At 61.5% G+C, this 17414-nt stretch carries 10 protein-coding genes and 1 tRNA gene; 5 read left to right on the top strand and 6 right to left on the bottom strand.

Annotated features, from left to right (window positions below):
* Window positions 1-189: 189 nt before the first annotated feature.
* The gene (gene pheT / locus ACTQXI_RS06320; RefSeq protein WP_441048995.1) at window positions 190-2643 is read right to left on the bottom strand and encodes a phenylalanine--tRNA ligase subunit beta; all 2454 of its coding nucleotides are present in this window, start codon (window positions 2641-2643) and stop codon (window positions 190-192) included.
* Window positions 2644-2824: 181 nt separating this feature from the next.
* Complete coding sequence (pheS, locus tag ACTQXI_RS06315) at window positions 2825-3901, bottom strand: phenylalanine--tRNA ligase subunit alpha (protein WP_154517607.1); 1077 nt, start codon at window positions 3899-3901, stop codon at window positions 2825-2827.
* Between the two features lie 505 nt (window positions 3902-4406).
* On the opposite strand from pheS, the gene ACTQXI_RS06310 reads away from it, so the two are divergent.
* A complete protein-coding gene (locus ACTQXI_RS06310; RefSeq protein ID WP_441048996.1) occupies window positions 4407-5981 on the top strand; it encodes a carboxypeptidase M32 in 1575 nt (524 codons plus the stop codon).
* Window positions 5982-6186: 205 nt separating this feature from the next.
* Here the strand turns inward: ACTQXI_RS06310 and glmM are convergent, their stop codons facing one another.
* A complete protein-coding gene (glmM, locus tag ACTQXI_RS06305; RefSeq protein ID WP_441048997.1) occupies window positions 6187-7518 on the bottom strand; it encodes a phosphoglucosamine mutase in 1332 nt (443 codons plus the stop codon).
* 82 nt (window positions 7519-7600) lie between these two features.
* A complete protein-coding gene (locus ACTQXI_RS06300; protein ID WP_441048998.1) occupies window positions 7601-8623 on the bottom strand; it encodes a DMT family transporter in 1023 nt (340 codons plus the stop codon).
* A gap of 290 nt (window positions 8624-8913) precedes the next feature.
* On the opposite strand from ACTQXI_RS06300, the gene ACTQXI_RS06295 reads away from it, so the two are divergent.
* Window positions 8914-8988, top strand: a tRNA-Val gene (locus ACTQXI_RS06295).
* Between the two features lie 545 nt (window positions 8989-9533).
* Here ACTQXI_RS06295 and ACTQXI_RS06290 read toward each other — a convergent pair.
* The gene (locus ACTQXI_RS06290; protein ID WP_441548426.1) at window positions 9534-10637 is read right to left on the bottom strand and encodes a hypothetical protein; all 1104 of its coding nucleotides are present in this window, start codon (window positions 10635-10637) and stop codon (window positions 9534-9536) included.
* A 297-nt stretch (window positions 10638-10934) separates the two neighbouring features.
* Here ACTQXI_RS06290 and ACTQXI_RS06285 point away from each other — a divergent pair, with 297 nt between their 5' ends.
* Window positions 10935-11621: a DUF5710 domain-containing protein gene (locus tag ACTQXI_RS06285; protein ID WP_441048999.1), complete on the top strand. Its 687-nt coding sequence runs from the start codon at window positions 10935-10937 to the stop codon at window positions 11619-11621.
* A 445-nt stretch (window positions 11622-12066) separates the two neighbouring features.
* Here ACTQXI_RS06285 and ACTQXI_RS06280 read toward each other — a convergent pair whose 3' ends face one another.
* Window positions 12067-13149: an HNH endonuclease gene (locus ACTQXI_RS06280; protein ID WP_441038653.1), complete on the bottom strand. Its 1083-nt coding sequence runs from the start codon at window positions 13147-13149 to the stop codon at window positions 12067-12069.
* A gap of 215 nt (window positions 13150-13364) precedes the next feature.
* On the opposite strand from ACTQXI_RS06280, the gene ACTQXI_RS06275 reads away from it, so the two are divergent.
* On the top strand, window positions 13365-13856 hold the full coding sequence (locus ACTQXI_RS06275; RefSeq protein ID WP_441049000.1) for a hypothetical protein: 492 nt from the start codon (window positions 13365-13367) through the stop codon (window positions 13854-13856).
* 258 nt (window positions 13857-14114) lie between these two features.
* A complete protein-coding gene (locus ACTQXI_RS06270; RefSeq protein ID WP_441049001.1) occupies window positions 14115-17159 on the top strand; it encodes an insulinase family protein in 3045 nt (1014 codons plus the stop codon).
* The last annotated feature ends 255 nt before the right edge of the window (window positions 17160-17414 follow it).

Genomic DNA, 17414 nt, shown 5'->3' with positions numbered 1-17414 from the left:
GTGTTACGTATTGTCAGATTCGTAACACGCCGCTGTCTATCATAGCAAAACGGCGCACTGCCGACAAAGCAGCACGCCGTTATGCAATGCGCGTGTCATATATGCAGGCTCAGCAGTGCCTTATACCGAGGATAGCAGTCACGTAAGGCTCGGCAGCAGCCACCGCTGACCCATACCCCAGTGCAGGACCTAGCCGCGGACCTCGCCGTTTACGCCCTTGCACACCTTGGTGACGATCTTCTGGTGCGCTTTTTCGACCTCTTCGCTGGTAAGCGTGTGGTCGTCGGAGCGATACGTAAGCGCAAAGGCCATGGACTTCTTGCCCACGCCCACGCGGACCGGATCGCGGTAGACGTCGAACAGACGCACACCCTCGAGCAGCTTGCCGCCGGCGCTGGTAATGCGGCGCTCAAGGTCCTCGCAAGTCACGGAGTTGTCGACCACGATAGCAAGATCGTGCTCAACAGCCGGGTACTGCGAGAACTCGCGGTAGTTCTCCTGGTTGCGGGCGCCCTTGATCAGCTTGTCCAGGTCGAGCTCAAAGGCAACGACGACCTCGTCGATACCCATGGCTTCGCGCGCCTCGGGGTGGATCTCGCCGACCCAGCCCAGCACGGTGCCGCCAGACAGAACCTCGGCGGCACGGCCCGGCTGCAAGAAGGCATAGCCCTCGCCCTCGACGGGACGGAAGCGAACCTTCTCGATGCGCAGCTGGGCGAGCAACTCCTCGACAATGCCCTTGCCAAAGAAGAAACGCAGCTTGCGGTACTTCATGTTCCAAGACTGCTCGCTCCACTGGCCCGAGAGCACGCCCGCCACGGACTTAGTCTCCTTGGGCAGGCTGGCGTTCTCGCGGCCGTGGAACAGGCTGCCGACCTCGTACAGGTGCACGTTGGGCGTGCCATGGGCCTCGTTATAGGCCACAGACTGCAGCAGGCCCGGCAGCAGCGAGCGGCGCATCTCGGTCTGCTCGGCCACCAGCGGGTTCATAAGTACCACGGGGCAGCCGCGGCCCTCGGTGGACATGCCGATCTTCTCCAGGTCGCCCGGCGCGGCAAAGCCAAAGGTCGTGGTCTCGTTGAGGCCGCAGGCGCGCAGGATCTCGCCGACCTTGCGGGTGAGCTTCTGCTCGCGGGTCAGGCCACCGATGTGGTTCTTGGCAGCCGGGATGGTCGCCGTCACGCGGCCCATGCCCCACAGGCGCAGGACCTCCTCGATCAGGTCGATTTCGCGCGGCAGGTCGGGGCGGAAGCTCGGCGGGGTAACCATAAAGTCCTCGCCGTCGCGCTCGACGGTGCAGCCCAGGCGGGTGAGCGAGCGCTCGATAAAATCGGGCTCGATGTCGGCGCCGCAGATGGCGTGCACGCGGGCCAGGCGCAGCTTTATGCTGTCGATGGTCTTGGGCGCGGGGAACACATCTACGTAGCCGGGAGCGACCTCGCCGCCGGCGATCTCCTCGATGAGCGCGCAGGCAACATTGGCCACATCCACGCAGCCGGTCTCATCGACCTGGCGCTCAAAGCGGATGGAGGCGTCGGAGATCAACGACAGGTCGCGGCTGGTGTGCGAGGTACGGCCGGCGTCGAAGCAGGCGCTCTCGAGCATCACGTCGACGGTGTCGTCCTCGATCTCGGAATCCATGCCGCCCATAACGCCGGCCAGCGCCACGGGGCGCTCGCCGTCGGTAATGAGGCCCATGCCGGCGTCGAGCGTGCGCTCCTCGCCGTCGAGGGTCGTAAATTTCTCGTCCTGCTGGGCGGCGCGAACCACCACGCGGCGCCTGCCCTCGCGCTCGGCAAAGGTGTCCAGGTCAAAAGCGTGCAGCGGCTGACCGGTGAGCATCATCACGTAGTTGGTGATGTCGACGATGTTGTTGTGCGGACGCACGCCCAGAGCGTTAAGACGCTTGACCATCCAGTCGGGCGAGGGGCCGACCTTCACGTTGCGCACGATGCGGGCGACATAGCGGTCGCACAGGTCCTCGTCGGCGATCTCGACCGAAAGCTCGTCGTCGGTCGCGCGGCCGGTCTCCGCCTTGATGGCGGGCAGCTCAACGTGGAAATCGCGATCGAAAATGGCACCGGTTTCGCGGGCCATGCCGATCATGGACAGGCAGTCGGGGCGGTTGGGCGTGATCTCGCAGTCGAGCACGGTATCACTCGAGCCCACGTACTCGGCAAACGGCATGCCGCAGGGCGTATCCTCGGGCAGGATCATGATGCCGGAGTGGTCGCCACCCAGGCCGAGCTCGCGCGCGGAGCAGTTCATGCCCATGGACACGACGCCGCGAAGCTTGCTCTTCTTGATCTTGACGTCGCCGGGAAGCACGGCGCCGATCATGGCCGTGACGATGTGGTCGCCGGCCTCGAAGTTCTGCGCGCCGCAGACGATCTGCAGCGGAGCGGGGTTGCCGTCGGCGTCGAGATTCTTGTCTCCCACATCGACCGAGCACACATACATATGGTCGCTATCGGGGTGCGGGGTCTTGGTAAGCACCTTGGCGGTCACCACGTGGTCGAAGGACTCGCCCACGGTGTCGATCGCCTCGACCTCGGTGCCGGTACGGATATATTCGTCCGAAAGGGTCTTGGGATCCTCCGGAATATCGATCATGGTCTTGAGCCAGTCGTAAGAAACACGCATCTAACTGGTCTCCTTTCATCTGTAACGTCTGCAATAAACAGACGGAAAACTCCAGCTACGGAGACGGGTTTCCGAGGTGCCGCAGATTGCCCCGAAAGAGGAGCGCCGCGTACTTGGGTACGCAAGCGACGGTTTGAGGGGCAAGGTGCGGTGGCTCGGGAAGCCGCCGGGACAGGTCAACTTAAAACTGATTCAGGAAACGCATATCGCCCGTCATGAGCGTTCTGAGGTCGGGCAGGTCGTAGCGCAGGGCCGCGACGCGCTCGGCGCCAATGCCAAAGGCGAAGCCGGTGTACTTCTCGGGGTCGATGCCGCAATTGATCAGGACGTTGGGGTCGACCATGCCGCAGCCCAAGATCTCGATCCAGCCGCTGTGCTTGCAGAAGTTGCAGCCCTTGCCGCCGCAGACGTGGCAGCTCACGTCCACCTCGCAGGAAGGCTCGGTGAAGGGGAAGAAATGCGGGCGGTAACGCGTCTTGCGGTCCTCGCCAAACATGCACTTAACAAAGTAGTCGAGCGTGCCCTTAAGATCGCCAAAGGTGATGCCCTCGTCGACGACCAGGCCCTCGATCTGGTTGAACTGCGGCAGGTGACAGGCGTCGGCCGTGTCGGGACGGTAGACGGTGCCCGGGCAGATCATGTAGATGGGCGGCTTCTGCGACTCCATGGTGTGAATCTGCACGCCCGAGGTCTGGGTGCGCAGCAGCACGTCGGACTCGCCGTGGGCATGCGCCTCGGGGTGCGCGACGCTGCCGGGGTTGTTGTCGACCACATAGAAGGTGTCGCGGGCCGAGCGGCTCGGGTGATCCATGGGGGCGTTGAGCGCGGTGAAGTTGTAGTAGGAGGTGTCGACCATGGGACCGGACTCGACGGTGTAGCCGATACCGCTAAAGATGTCCTCGGCCTCCTCGATGATCTGCTTGATCAGGTGCTGGTGGCCGATCTGCGGACGGATGCCCGGCAGCGTGATGTCGACGGCCTCGTGCTCCAGCGCGTGCTTGAGGGCGGCGGCCTTCATCTCGGTGGTGCGCTCGTCGAGCATGCCCTCGATCAGCTGGCGCATCTCGTTGGCGCGCTTGCCCATCACGGGGCGATCCTCGGGGGCGAGCTTGCCCATCATGCGCATCAGGCCGGTAATACGACCCTTGCGGCCGAGCAGCTCAACGCGCGCAGCCTCGAGCTTGGCGGCGTCGTCGGCGCCTGCGACGAGCTCCTTGGCCTCTTCCTCGAGTTTGACCAGATCATCAATCAGACTCATGTCTTCCCTTTCGTCTCTCGCGTTCCCCGCTCGCCAGGACGACTGCCGCCGTCTGGCGTTGCAAAAACGCGGCCCGGTTCGGTAACAAAAAACCGTCCTCGGGCATGTGCATTGCCCAAGGACGGTTGAATTCCGCGGTACCACCTTGTTTGACCCGGCGGATGTCTGGCCCGCCGTGCCCACTCTGTGCCCCTTATCGCGAGGCTCACGGCTTCCCTACTGGGGCTTCGCCGCCGCTGGCCGCGCGCCCGTTGAGGTTGCTGCTCGGGAGTGAACGCTTGGCCCTTGCCACCGCAGGAAGGCTTGCAGCCCATGACCTTCCCTCTCTTGCCGGCGACGCGGCGGGCAAAACCCTCTCCGTCAACGCATTGGGCTATAGGATAACACATTCTGCGAGCATATCGCCGCGTTCCGTTTTGTTCGCACTGGGTACAAGGCAGATAGCTGTGCAAACTGGCCGCACGCCCACCCGTGGCGTCCGGTCTGCGAGATCAAGGATATAGGTATGGGAAAGAAACTCGATAAGAAGGCCAAGGCCGCCGTGGCCAAGGCCTCTAAGAACGCCAAGGCGGGCAAGGGCATCAAGAAGCTCCGCAAGCTCGAAGGCAAACTATGGACCCGCGAGTACCTGCTCAAGATTGCCGAGTTCGATGGCGCGACGATTGCCCCCGCCAACGGCGCTGCGGCCCGCGCCGATGCTATGGGCACCCTTGCCGGCGAACATCACAAGCTCCTGACCAGCAAAAAGTCCGTCGAGCTTGTAGGCTCGCTGGCACACGAGACCGTCGCCGGCGGCAAGATCAACGACCCGCAGCTGCTCGACGAGATCCGCGTGCTCGGCCGCGACCAGCGCGAGGCAAGCGCCATTCCCACCGAAGAAGCCGAAGCCTGGACCAGGCTCACCTGCGAGGCCGACGCCGTGTGGCACAAGGCCAAGACGGCCAACGACTGGGCGAGCTTTGAGCCCTACGTGGATAGAATCGTCGCCCAACTTAAGCATCAGGCCCAGCTCATGGACCCCAAGCGCGACCCATACGATGTTTGGCTCGACCAGTACGAACGCGGCCTTTCCGCCAAGAGCTTCGATAAGTTTTGTGACGAGGTCAAGGCCACCGTCGTGCCGCTCGTTCACGCCATCGGCGAGCGCGGGCAGCAGCCTACTGCCGACTTTTTGCACGCGCATGTGCCCGAGGCCGCCCAGCGCGCCATGAGCTTCGACCTGATGAAGCTCGTCGGCCTTAACCTGGACGACACCACGCTCGCCTTTACCGAGCACCCGTTTAGCGAGGGCTTCTCGGTGGGCGATGCGCGCATCGCCACGCACATCTACGAGAACGACTGCATCTCCAACGTCTATAGCATCATCCACGAGGCGGGGCACGCCATGTACGAGCTGGGCGTGAACCCCGCTTACGCACGTACGTGTCTGGAGGGCGGCACCTCCATGGGCATTCACGAGAGCCAGAGCCGCTTTTTCGAGAACACCGTAGGCCGCAGTCGCGCTTTTATGGGCCCGCTGCTCGAAGTGCTGCGCCGTCACGCGCCCGAGGTCTACGGCAACGTGGACGAGGACACGCTCTACCACGCCGTGAACATCGCTCAGCCGTCGCTGATCCGTACCGAGGCCGACGAGCTCACCTACCCGCTGCATATTATGGTGCGCTACGAGATTGAGCGCATGCTGTTTGCCGGCGAGGCCACGGCCAAGGACATCCCCGCGCTTTGGAATCGCTTTATGGGCGAGTACCTGGGCATTCCCGTTCCCGACGACACGCGCGGCTGCCTGCAGGATACGCACTGGAGCGGCGGCTCGTTTGGCTACTTCCCCACGTATGCGCTGGGCAGCGCCTACGATGCCATGTTTGTGCCGGCCATGTGCCGCGACGGTGTCGACCTTAACGGCGCCTGTGCGAGCGGCGACCTGACACCCGTCCGCGCTTGGCTGGGCGAGCACATTTGGCAGTGGGGCCGCGCCAAGGACGCGCCGGAGCTCATCAAGGGCGCGTGCGGTATGGCATTCGATGCCCGCTACTACTGCAGCTACCTGCAGGACAAGTTCACCACGCTGTACCAGCTGTAAGGATTGACCAGCACGCCATCGCCAACGCCAACCATGTTGACGTCGATGTCTTGGCAACGTCAGCGAAAACGGCCCCAAGCGAGCAAGGTGACGTGAAATGAAAGGGCGCTGACCTTCTGGTCGCGCCCTTGAAATTGAACGCCAGATTGCCGCTTGGGGCCGTTTGTAGCGTCGAGCGGTTACGCGGTTTGGTAAAACTGCGTAACTACAGAGCCTCCAGCGCGGCGGCGATGCGCTTCATGGCGGCGTCGGCGGCTGATTGGTCCGGAGCCTCGGCCAGCACGCGAATCACCGACTCGGTTCCGCTCTTGCGCACCAGCACGCGGCCCTCGCCTGCCAGCAACGCCTCGGCCTCGGCGATGGCGGCCTGCACGCCCATGCTACCCAGCGCAGCATCCTTGTCCGCCACGCGTACGGCAACCTGCGCCTGCGGCAGCAGCTTGCACGGCACCGCGAGCTGCGAAAGCGTCTCGCGTTCGGCACGAATCACTTCCATTACGCGCAGCGAGGTCATTATGCCGTCGCCCGTACGCTCGATATCGCCAAAGATCGTATGGCCCGTCTGCTCGCCACCCAGGCTGTAGCCGCCCTCGCGCATCTTGGCATACACGTGGCGGTCGCCCACGCCGCTGGTCACGGCACTCAGGCCGGCAAGCTCCAGCGACTTAATCAGGCCAAAGTTGCTGGCGATCGTCGGCACCACGGTACCGCCCGAGAGGCGCCCGTGCTTGTTAAGATACACGCCGCACACGTACAGAATCTGGTCGCCGTCGACCACGCGGCCGCGCTCGTCCACGGCCAGGCAGCGGTCGGCATCGCCGTCGTAGGCAAAGCCCACGTCCAAGCCTTGCTCCACCACATGGCGCTGCAGGCGCTCCATATGCGTAGAGCCGCAGTCGACGTTAATGTTAAAGCCGTCGGGTGCGGCGTTAATCACGCGCACATCGGCGCCGAGCGCATCGAACACCGGCTTGGCGACAGAGGACGCCGAGCCGTTGGCGCAGTCAATGCCAATCTTGACGCCCTGCAGCGAAAAGTTCGCGCTTGCAATGAGCGAGGCAATGTAGCGGTTGCGGCCCTGCATGTAGTCAACCGTGGCGCCAATGTGGTTGCCCGTGGCCAGCGGCACCTCGCTCTTGCCATCGATGTAGTCCTCGATGAGCTCCAGCACGTCCTCGTCCATCTTAAAGCCGTCGCTGTTAACCAACTTAATGCCGTTATCGCAAAACGGGTTGTGGCTCGCACTGATCATGATGCCGCAATCGAAGCAGCCCTCCACGGTCTGGTGCGCCACGCCCGGCGTAGGAATCACATGCAGCATATAGGCGTCTGCACCGCTCGCGACCAGGCCACTCACCAGCGCCGCCTCGAACATGTAGCTCGAACGACGCGTGTCCTTGCCCACGATCACGCGTGCTTTGCGCTCGCGGTTGGCGCCGTAATACCAACCCACAAAACGGCCGATCTTGTACGCATGCTCTACGGTCAGCCCAACGTTGGCCTCGCCGCGAAATCCGTCGGTGCCAAAGTACTTCATAAGAGGTCCTCTCTATAGACAAAGGCGCGCCGCCAAAGCAACGCGCCGCCAGCCCATTATCCTTTAATAGCAACCGCGGGGGCTACACCGTTAAAAACATCATTACGATAATCATGGCAAAGCCGATAAGGTCGGTCGGCAAAAATACCGTGCCCAGCATAACGGCGCTGGTAATGGTTGCCGAGACCGGCTCCACGGTCCCGATGAGGCTCGCACGCACCGAGCCGATGTCCTTGACGCCCTGCATATAGAGCATGTACGCCAAAAACGAGCCCACGACCACAAACACCGCGAGCGCCTCGACGCCGGCGGCATCGAGCGCCGGCATATGGGCCCAAGGCTGCACGATAGTGCAGGTGACGATACCAGCCGTGAGCATGGCTGAACCCGTAACGATGGGGCTGCCGTATTCTGGCAGAATTTTGGCGGGAATCACCGCCATGCAGGTGGCGCTCACCGCGCACATAAGACCCGCCACCAGACCGAGCGGCGAGATGCTCAGGCTCGTGGGGTCGCCGCCGGTGGCGATCAAAAACGTGCCGCCAAGGGCCAGGCCAATACCGATAACCTCGCGCATGCGCGGTTTGCGGCGATCGGTGATGCAGGTATATCCCATGATGATGACCAGCTGCAGGCACTGAAGGACCGTCGCGGTTCCGGCGTTGGTCAGGCGCACGGCCGAAAGATAGCAAAACTGGTTGAACAGCAGGCCAAAGGCGGTAAAGAGCAACAGCTGCTTGCGGTCGGTCGGCGTCGTCCAAAGCTTAACCAGGCGTGCGCGGTCGCGCGTGACAACCACAGCCATAAAGAGCAGGCCGGCGAGAATCTGTCGTATGCTCATAAGCCACAGCGTATCGACATGGTAGGTATCGAACAAAAAACTCGCGCTGGTGCCCGAGAAGCCCCAAAACGAGCCGCCCACGAGCGTAGCCAACATGCCCACGATCATCTTGCGCGTCTGGGCGTCGTTGAGGCGGTCGCGCCATGCACGGCGGGTGCTGCGGCTGAGCTCATCGGTGCCCTCGGGCACATCAATGTTCGATATATCGGTCATCGGCACCGAAGTCCCTGCGCCTTCGACCTGCTCGACACGCTCTTTGCTCATCCCGCTCCCCCGAAACAGCCTGGAAACAATTCGGCTTACCTTACCACGGCGAAGGCACCAGCTGGGGGCTTGTCCGCTTATCGGTAGGACAATTCCGCAGACGTCTCTTCCATGGCTCGGCATCGCAACGGCTTTGCATTATGCGACAGCCAAATCACGGCAGCGAGCTCTTTTAAAATGGGCGCGACAAAGCCCTTTGATTCCACAACGTTAGCGATTTTAAAAAATATTCTTGCCACCGAGTTCAAGCTCCGTTATATTATCCCTTGCGCACTTGCGCACCCTTGATCGGGCGTTTAGCTCAGGGGGAGAGCGCTTCCCTGACACGGAAGAGGTCAGAAGTTCAAATCTTCTAACGCCCACCAAATGTTCGCAGCCCAGAGGCTATGCCTCTGGGCTGTTTTGTTTTATGTGCTAAGCCAAAAGGGCGCCGTGGCACCCAAAACCGCTTCGGCAGCTCCAATAACTATCCCAATCGAGGCTGATACCGCCTCTACATAACCGGTAATCATCCCGGCAGACCCCAAGTTGCTTCGGTATCGCCGGCAATTACCCCTGCCACACCCAAAGTCGCCCAGACAACCCCGGCGATCGCCCCAATCAGCCCCAAAATTACCCAAACAGCCTTGGCGACTGCCCCGATCTGGCCTTCGCAAGCCTCGCGGCCACATCCGGACAGCCTTCCCATAATCAGGTCTAATACTTTTCCCGAGAAGTGAACGACCTTATTTGGACCCCCGAAGCATCCACACTTTTTACAGCCAAAACCGCAGGATTCCAATGATAAAACCGCAGGAAATAAGCCACCAAAAGTGTCGATGTTTCGGGGGTCCGTTTTGACTCGTTCACTTCTCGGGAAAAGTATTAGACCTGACAATGAGGCCCTTGGTCCCATGCCCAGCAACCGCCCCTACCAATGTTGACGCGCCTCGATTACGGCCTGCCAAAGCTTAAACCGCTTCGCTTCGACGCGCTTGAGGGCAAAGTATCGCTGCTCCTCGCTCATGGGCTTGTTAAAAATGGGTCGCTTGTTCCGGTGCAGCTTCCGTCGGATGCGTTCGCACAGCCGGATGAGCTTGTCGTAGTCATTTGCCTGCTCAGTCGTCACGGTGAAGTGTGCCACGCCGCTCAACAGCTCCAACTCGTTGCGGCGCTCGGCATCCTTGTAAATCTTCTCGCGTCCGTCATGAATGGCATCGCTATCGTAATCGACCATCGCGGTCAGCACCTCTGGCAGCAGTCCGGCCTTTACTTTATCCATGCCCACCTCGACTTTAGCCGTAAGCGTTATGTCGGGTGTGCGCTCCAACACGCGAAGCTTGTGATCACGTCCGTCATTGTATCCATCGCGAATGAAGACCTTCTTGTTAAGTTCGGCCTTGCCCAATGCATACCCGCCGTAGCGCGCAGGCAGCGACATAAACATGCAGAGCCCCGACTCCCTCGGAGAGCGCGACCCCTCGATCACATATGCAAGCAGCGCCTTTGCCTTCGCGATACCCCTCACCTTGGGTGACTTCTCGATATACGCCGCGATGAGCTCCTTAGTCGTGAGCCTGCTATCGCGCATGCCCGCATCCCTGCCTGTTACCCCACCGGGAGCAAGGTTATCCAGCCGGTAATCCGATGTCATCGCATAGCCGGCATAGACGGCCGCTGCCATATCGCCATCGTGCACAGCCTGCAAAAACGCCAGCTCGGGAGAGCACACATACGCATCAAGGTCGCCCATCCAGTGGCCCAGCGAGATAAACGAACCCGCCGGGAGCTCGTTGGTGCACAGATGCGTCTTAACATGCTTGCTCTGCCGACGGCCGGCGCGCGACGGCACCAGCAAATCCAGCGTTTCGATTCCCAGGTCATAGCGATCGATAACCTCCTGCGCTTCTTGGTCCAAGAGCGCACAGGCACCTGCAATCGACACGACCTCTGGCTCCGAATCCCCAAAGCGAGGGTTCGGCATGTGCGCCAACAGCGCCAATGCGGCGTTATGTGAAACGATAAAGTACCTCATGGCGCGAAGATAGCACGCACGCCGGCGGCGGCTGGCGGTCCTGTTAAGTTTCCGGTAAACGACCGGCGGTTTTTTCGCCGAGGTGCGCCAAAGTGTTCATTCGACGATGCCCAAACCGCAATCCGTCAAGCTTTTGGCAAGGTTGCCGCTCAACTGGCCAAAAGTCGACCATCTACTTGCCAGTTTATCCAAGGCGTAACCAACCAGTCCGCACCGCGGCTTCTCGGCAAAACGCCACAACGTCCACACCCTGCGGTATCCTTGAGCCACTTACACCTGCAGCACCAAGGAGCCACCATGCGCACCGAGCTCGATGTTCCCTTTTCGCGCAAAGAAGAAGCCAAGGCGCTGGGCGCCAAATGGGACCGGACCAAGAAGATCTGGTATGTACCCAGCGGCGTCAACCCCGAGCCCTTTGCCGAGTGGCTGCCCGGTGTTGACCGATCCGACCCCTCTGCGCCGTATATATATCTAGTACTAGGCAAGCGCGAGTGCTGGAAGTGTCACAAAGAGACCTCGGTCGCGGCCTTCGGCATTCCCTATCGAGCCGATGACGGCGAGGGCATCGCCATCGCGCACGCACCCAACAAGGCCGGGCACATTGCCATCGACACGACCAATGCCAACGCGCTCGCCATTGTTCCCGCTCTTGGCTGCGTCCCGGGCGAGATCCGCGACTATCTTTCTAAGCGCTGTGGCTACAAGCCCGTAGGCGCGCGAGCCTCCAAAGCCCCGTCACTCGGCAACACGTGCAACTGTTGCGACGCGCTGCAAGGCAGCCGCTATCTGTTCGAAGAACCCTCGTCCCCGTTTGCCCTCACTGCCATCAACAAGCTGCCGGCACTGGAGTTTGTGCGCGTCGAAGTTGCCGGCGTCTTTGGCGTCCCGGCCACGCATACCAATTTTGACCAGGCACTCTTTACCTGGGCACGCGACCATCACGCCGAGTTCCACAAGCAACTCGGTGAGGGAATTTATTTGTAGAGACGGAGAGGCCTTCACAGCCAGCTCCTCCGCATCACCTATCCCCCGTCGCAAACGTCATACACGATATCGAGGCCGCAAACAGGGCATTTCTCCGGATACACCGGCATATGAACGCCCGTCCGTTTTCTCACTTCGTCGCTGAGTCTGTCGCGCGCATCGATGAACCGAATATCGAGACACGATATTTGTGAGCCGCAATAAGGACAGGCGACGGCAAACGACCCGCAATCAACCTCTACGCCCGGAAACATATTGTTGTCTATAAGGGCACACGGCAGTTTTCCGTACTTCCCCATCGCAATATCGCCTCGCCAGCTCACACGCGCTCCTCTCTCGCTATCCAAATCAGGAAGAGCATGCACCGGCGGGCGTGCACGAGATTGCATCGCCACGCGATCCGATCAAACAACACGATCGTAAAAGACCGCCAAAGCCAAATACGCTAATACGGCAGAAGCCCCGCCTTTTCACGCTTCTTTTCCGAGCGATCGAACTCAATGCGATGGGCCTCAAGAAACACCGCATTGGGTCGCCACTGACGCTCATTCGGCTGCCTTAGCGTCGCACCTGCAAAGGAAGCGTAGTCGGTCTTATCCAGCAGGTACGATCCGCACAGCCGATATTCGCCGCAAACAGGCTCAAACGAAATCAGATGAGCATCGAATAGAGCATGAAAGTCGCGCCGAAGCAGAATGCCGTTGCTGGCAACCTGCGATTTGGGTCCCGAGTAATTCTCGATATGTGCAGCCTCCAGTGCCTCGTTAACCCCACAACCCGACACCGCGCAGCGACCATCATAGGCGGCAATGAGCTGCTTGCGGAACCATTGCTGCCCCAATCGCTCGCGTCTCAACGCATAGCGAGCTTTTTCGTCATCGGTCGCACTCTGTCCGGCAAACTCAATGTCGGCTGACATGTGCTTCAGATAGCTCATGTCGGACGCAAAACGAGGGTCCGGTCCACCTTTATGAACGGGACCATGCAGAACAAACCAGCCGTTTTCGGGCTCAAACCGTTCAACAAACGCAAGGCCGAGCACCTTATAGCCCACCTCGGTTGCAAATATGACTCCAACTGGAACGCCATATTCCATGCAGTTGAGCATTTTACGGTTGTAATTCTGGTCTCGAGAACCAACGACACCTGGCGCTTGAACCGAATACTTAATGACCCACGTACCGTCATCCAAATAGAGCGGAGGAACATCGGTGTAGAAGCTCTTTTTAGAGTTATGGACCGAAAGCGCAAAGATCTTATTGGGATCTTGCTTCACCCGATCCTGGCCCGGCCAGAAGATCCCTGAATCCCGCGTTACGGGAAAGAAGTCCGCGCCAATTCTCAAACGATACTGATACTGAGGGCTATCTTCCTTGGTGCGGTGCGGAAGGCTGGTCCAAACGCCGCCGCGCTGTTCCTCACCCAGAAACCACTCCCATGCCTCAACGTATTCGGAAGGCACGAGACTGCAGGCACGGTCATAGCTTGGTCCATCCATCAACGGAACAGCAAGGTCAATGTCGTTCATCGCCAGCACCTACAACCATACGAACGCGAGTCATGCCCCTCAATAATATGGCCGAGAGTCAATTATTACGAGATCTCATTCCGCGATCGGCACATCGTTGATGCTCTCGGTTTGCCGCTGTCGCGCTCATACCCCGCCATCCCACTCCCCTGTATACTGATGTAGCACGTGTTTCATCCGGGCTTATTGGGCCGGATTGTTCATGGGAGGGTCTTATGGCTGCTTCGAATCCGCCTAAGGGAAGCGTTTCTTCTTCGTCCATCAAGCCGGTGACGCGCAAGGCCGTGCGTTGCCAGCGCGAGGTCGCTTGGCTTGTCACGCAGGCGGCGGGCAGGCTTGTGGCGACCACTCAGGACGTCAATGCGCCTACGCCGAGCTTTGTGTTAGCGGCGGCGCTGGATTTTGTGCGCCAATTGGAGCTTGCCGCACAGGATGCCAGCGGCCACCTCGACTACCAGAATGTTATGGCGCCCGACCTGCAAACGTTCTGCCACATGGCCAAGTTGCCCGCCGCGCCCAATGCGCTTTCGGACGCGGGCTACATGTTTACGCTTTCGGGCGCGGACCTTATCCGCGACATCTACGCATACTGCAGCGAGCTCGCCGAGCGCCACGTCTTTGACGCGGCAGAAATCAAACCGGGATATGCCATCAAGCTGGTTCTTAGGCTGTTCCTGATGGATGGACACGCGGACGCGCAGGCATAGGACGTCTTTCGGCACTATTCATCAAGCCGGCGCTGGCCGCCTTATCTTGGTTGCCGCTACGTGAGTGAGAATTATTGGACGGTCCGAAAATCCGCGCTCGTGTGTCCGAATATCCACGATCGCGCGGCGGTCACGCAGGGCCTTTGTCCATTCCGCCGGCATCGTCTCCAGTTCGCCGCAGAGCCGCGGCCCCATATGGGTATACTCACGAGGATTCGACTCGATTCGCCCCCGCTGGGGCGTCAAAGGAGACTGCATATGCCCACCACCTCAACCGACCCGCGCACCGCTGCCGCCGCGCTGCTGGTGCCTGGCACCGCCTGCCACGGTTTTGCCGTCGAGCGCTGCGAGACCGTGCCCGAGCTCGACTCGGACGCCTACGTGCTGCGCCACACCGCCTCGGGCGCTCGCCTGCTGTACCTGGCGTGCGACGACGAAAACAAGGCTTTTGCCATTGGCTTTAAGACGCCGCCGGCTGATTCCACCGGCGTGTTCCATATCCTCGAGCACTCGGTGCTGTGCGGATCGGCCAAGTTTCCCGTCAAGGAGCCGTTCGTCGACCTGATCAAGAGCTCCATGCAGACGTTCCTCAACGCCATGACCTACCCCGACAAGACCATCTACCCCGTCGCCACCACCAACGAGCAGGATCTGTACAACCTGATGGACGTGTACCTGGACGCGGTGTTCAACCCGGCCATCTATACCAAGCCCACCATTTTTGAGCAGGAGGGCTGGCACTACGAGCTGGACCTGCCGGAGGGCGCCGAGGGCGAGGGTAACGGCAGTTCCGCAAGCCTGCGCGAGGGCACGCTACGCTATAACGGCGTGGTTTTCAATGAGATGAAGGGCGCGCTGTCCGACCCCATGAGCGTGCTGGACGACGCCGTCAACGCCGCGCTTCATCCCGACACCGCCTATGCGCACGAGAGCGGCGGCGACCCACGCGCGATCCCTGCGCTCACCTACGAGCAGTTCCTGGACACGCACGCGCGCCACTACAATCCTTCCAACTCCTACATCACGCTCTACGGCGACCTGGACGTGGACCGTGCACTGGCCTTTTTGGACGAGCGCTATCTGTCGCAGCCGAGTGCCGCGAGCCGCCGCATGGACGCAGCCGTCGCCGCCGGCGAGGACCCGTCCACGCTGGCGCCCAATCCGCTGGTCGTGCAGGCGCCCGTGACCTGCGAGTACAAGCGCGTCGAGATGGCCACCACACCCGAGAATGCCCTGGTGGGCCTGGGTCTTGTGCTGGGCAGCGCGCTCGACCGCAAGCGCACGATCGCGGCGGACATCCTGTTCGAGGCACTGCTGGGTTCCAATGAGGCGCCGGCTAAGAAGGCCATTCTGGCCGCCGGCCTGGGCGGCAACGTGGTGAGCTACACCGCGGCCGAGAGCCTGCAGCCCTACGAGCTCATCATGCTGCAAAACGCTCAGCCCGGCGTGGCGCGCGAGCTGCGCCGCGTGTTCCAGGACGCCTGCCGCGACCTGTGCGAGCACGGCGTTCCGCGCGAGCGCCTGGAGGCCATCATCAGCAGCAACGAATACGACCTGCGCCAGCGCGACTACGGTATCGCCGACGGCGTGGCCATTGCGTGCGACGCGCTGAGCACCTGGCTCTACGATGACGACGCCGCGACGCTGGCGCTCAAGTACGGCCCGGTGTACGAGGAGCTGCGCGGCGAGCTGGACGGCAGCTATTTTGAGGACCTGCTGCGCGAGCTGGTGCTGGAGAATGACCACATGGCGCTGGTCGAGCTGGTGCCGGTGGATGCCGCCGAGGGTGCGGAGAGTGCCGAGGCCGCCGAGCTGGCAGCCAAGCGCGATACCATGACCGATGCCGAGCTGGCCGATGTGGTCGAGCGCACGGCTGCGCTGCGCGCCGCGCAGGAGGCGGATGACGCGCCCGAGGCCAAGGCCACGCTGCCACGCCTGCGCGTGTCCGACATTGGCGAGGCGCGCCCCGAGCCGCCGCTGGTCGTGAACACGACCGCGCCCATCCCCTGCCTGCGCCACGGCATCCCCACCAACCGCTTGGCCTACGCCATGCAGTATTTCGACCTGAGCTGCGTCGCGTTTGAAGACCTGCCCTATGTGACCCTTCTCTGCCGCCTGCTCAAACAGCTACCCACGAGCGAACACTCGGCCGAGGAGCTCGACAACCTCATCGCTGGCAGGCTGGGCTTTTTGAGCTTTACGACCGAGGTCATGACCCAGCCCGACGTGGACGGCGTGCGCCCCTACCTGCTGGTGAGCGCCGGCGCCCTGTCCGAGAAGATTGATGCGCTGGCGAGCCTGCCGCGCGAGGTGTGGTCGAGCACGCTGTTGCTCGATGCCGAAGCCGACCGCGTGCGCGACGTGCTCACGCAGATTCGCATTGGGCTTGAGCAGGGCTTTATTAACAACGGACACTCGGCGGCGCTCGGTCGCGCGATGAGCTACAGCTCGCCTTCGGCCGTGGTGCGCGAGCAGCTTTCGGGCGTGGACTTCTACCTGTTCCTGCGCGATCTGCTCGACCACTTTGACGAGCGCCTGGACGACCTGCGCGCCAAGCTTGCCGAGCTGGCAGGCCGCATCTTTGTGTCCGATGGCTGTCTGGCGAGCTTTACCGGCAGCGATGAGGACTTTGACGCGTACTGGGCCGCCGCGGGCGACCTGGGGTTGGGCGCGGGCGACGGTGCTGTTGCCGGCCGCGACGCGCTCGTGGTGCCGACGCCGTGTGACCGCCACGAGGCTTTTGTCATCCCCAGCGACATCTGCTTTGCGGCAAGCGCATGCGACCCGCGTCGCCTGGGCATTGACGTGACGGGCGCCTGGGCGGTTGCCGCCAACGCGCTCTCCTACGACTACCTGTGGAATGAGATCCGCGTGAAGGGCGGGGCGTACGGCTGCGGATTCCGCGCGGCAGGTGAGCGTCAGGCGGCGTTCTACACCTACCGCGACCCGGCAATCGACCCCTCGATTGAGCGCGTGGCGCGCGCAGGCGAATGGCTCGGCAGTTTTGAGCCCGACGTGGCCGCCTTTGAGGGCTTTATCGTGAGCTGCGTGAGCGGCATGGACGCGCCGGTGAAGCCGTACGCGCTCACCAAACGCCGCAACACGACCTACTTGGCCGGACTCGATCCGCATGCACGCGAGGAGCGCCGCGCCCAGATGCTCGCCGCCACGCCCGGTGAGCTGCGCTCGCTCGGCGCCGACGTGACGCGCATCGCAGCCGTCTCGCCCACCTGCGTCTTTGGCGGCCGAGACGTCATCGCCAAGAGCAACGCCGGCTTCAACGTCATCGACCTGCTGGGCTAACGCACAGCAAAGGTAGATTTTTGGGACATGCCTGAAAATCTACCTTTTCTTTTGCCGCTGCTTGGGCGGGGCAGCTCAGCCCGTCACACCAGTTTGTCTAAATCTGTAACATCTAGGCGGGAATATTGGCTCCAGATGTTACAAATCGAGACGTTTTCGGATGACGCCGGCCCTTTGTCTAAATCTGTAACATCTAGGCCCGATTTTGCCGAGTTACTGTTACAGATCGAGACACACCGCCGCGAACACCCACTC

The sequence above is a fragment of the Collinsella sp. LCP19S3_C9 genome (assembly GCF_052121575.1).
Classification (GTDB): domain Bacteria; phylum Actinomycetota; class Coriobacteriia; order Coriobacteriales; family Coriobacteriaceae; genus Collinsella.
This window is presented reverse-complemented; position numbering and strand designations above follow the sequence as displayed.

Coding starts and splice junctions, on each gene's coding strand:
- pheT (WP_441048995.1), bottom strand. CDS start 2,643: ATGCGTGTTTCTTACGACTGGCTCAAGACCATGATCGATATTCCGGAG.
- pheS (WP_154517607.1), bottom strand. CDS start 3,901: ATGAGTCTGATTGATGATCTGGTCAAACTCGAGGAAGAGGCCAAGGAG.
- ACTQXI_RS06310 (WP_441048996.1), top strand. CDS start 4,407: ATGGGAAAGAAACTCGATAAGAAGGCCAAGGCCGCCGTGGCCAAGGCC.
- glmM (WP_441048997.1), bottom strand. CDS start 7,518: ATGAAGTACTTTGGCACCGACGGATTTCGCGGCGAGGCCAACGTTGGG.
- ACTQXI_RS06300 (WP_441048998.1), bottom strand. CDS start 8,623: ATGAGCAAAGAGCGTGTCGAGCAGGTCGAAGGCGCAGGGACTTCGGTG.
- ACTQXI_RS06290 (WP_441548426.1), bottom strand. CDS start 10,637: ATGAGGTACTTTATCGTTTCACATAACGCCGCATTGGCGCTGTTGGCG.
- ACTQXI_RS06285 (WP_441048999.1), top strand. CDS start 10,935: ATGCGCACCGAGCTCGATGTTCCCTTTTCGCGCAAAGAAGAAGCCAAG.
- ACTQXI_RS06280 (WP_441038653.1), bottom strand. CDS start 13,149: ATGAACGACATTGACCTTGCTGTTCCGTTGATGGATGGACCAAGCTAT.
- ACTQXI_RS06275 (WP_441049000.1), top strand. CDS start 13,365: ATGGCTGCTTCGAATCCGCCTAAGGGAAGCGTTTCTTCTTCGTCCATC.
- ACTQXI_RS06270 (WP_441049001.1), top strand. CDS start 14,115: ATGCCCACCACCTCAACCGACCCGCGCACCGCTGCCGCCGCGCTGCTG.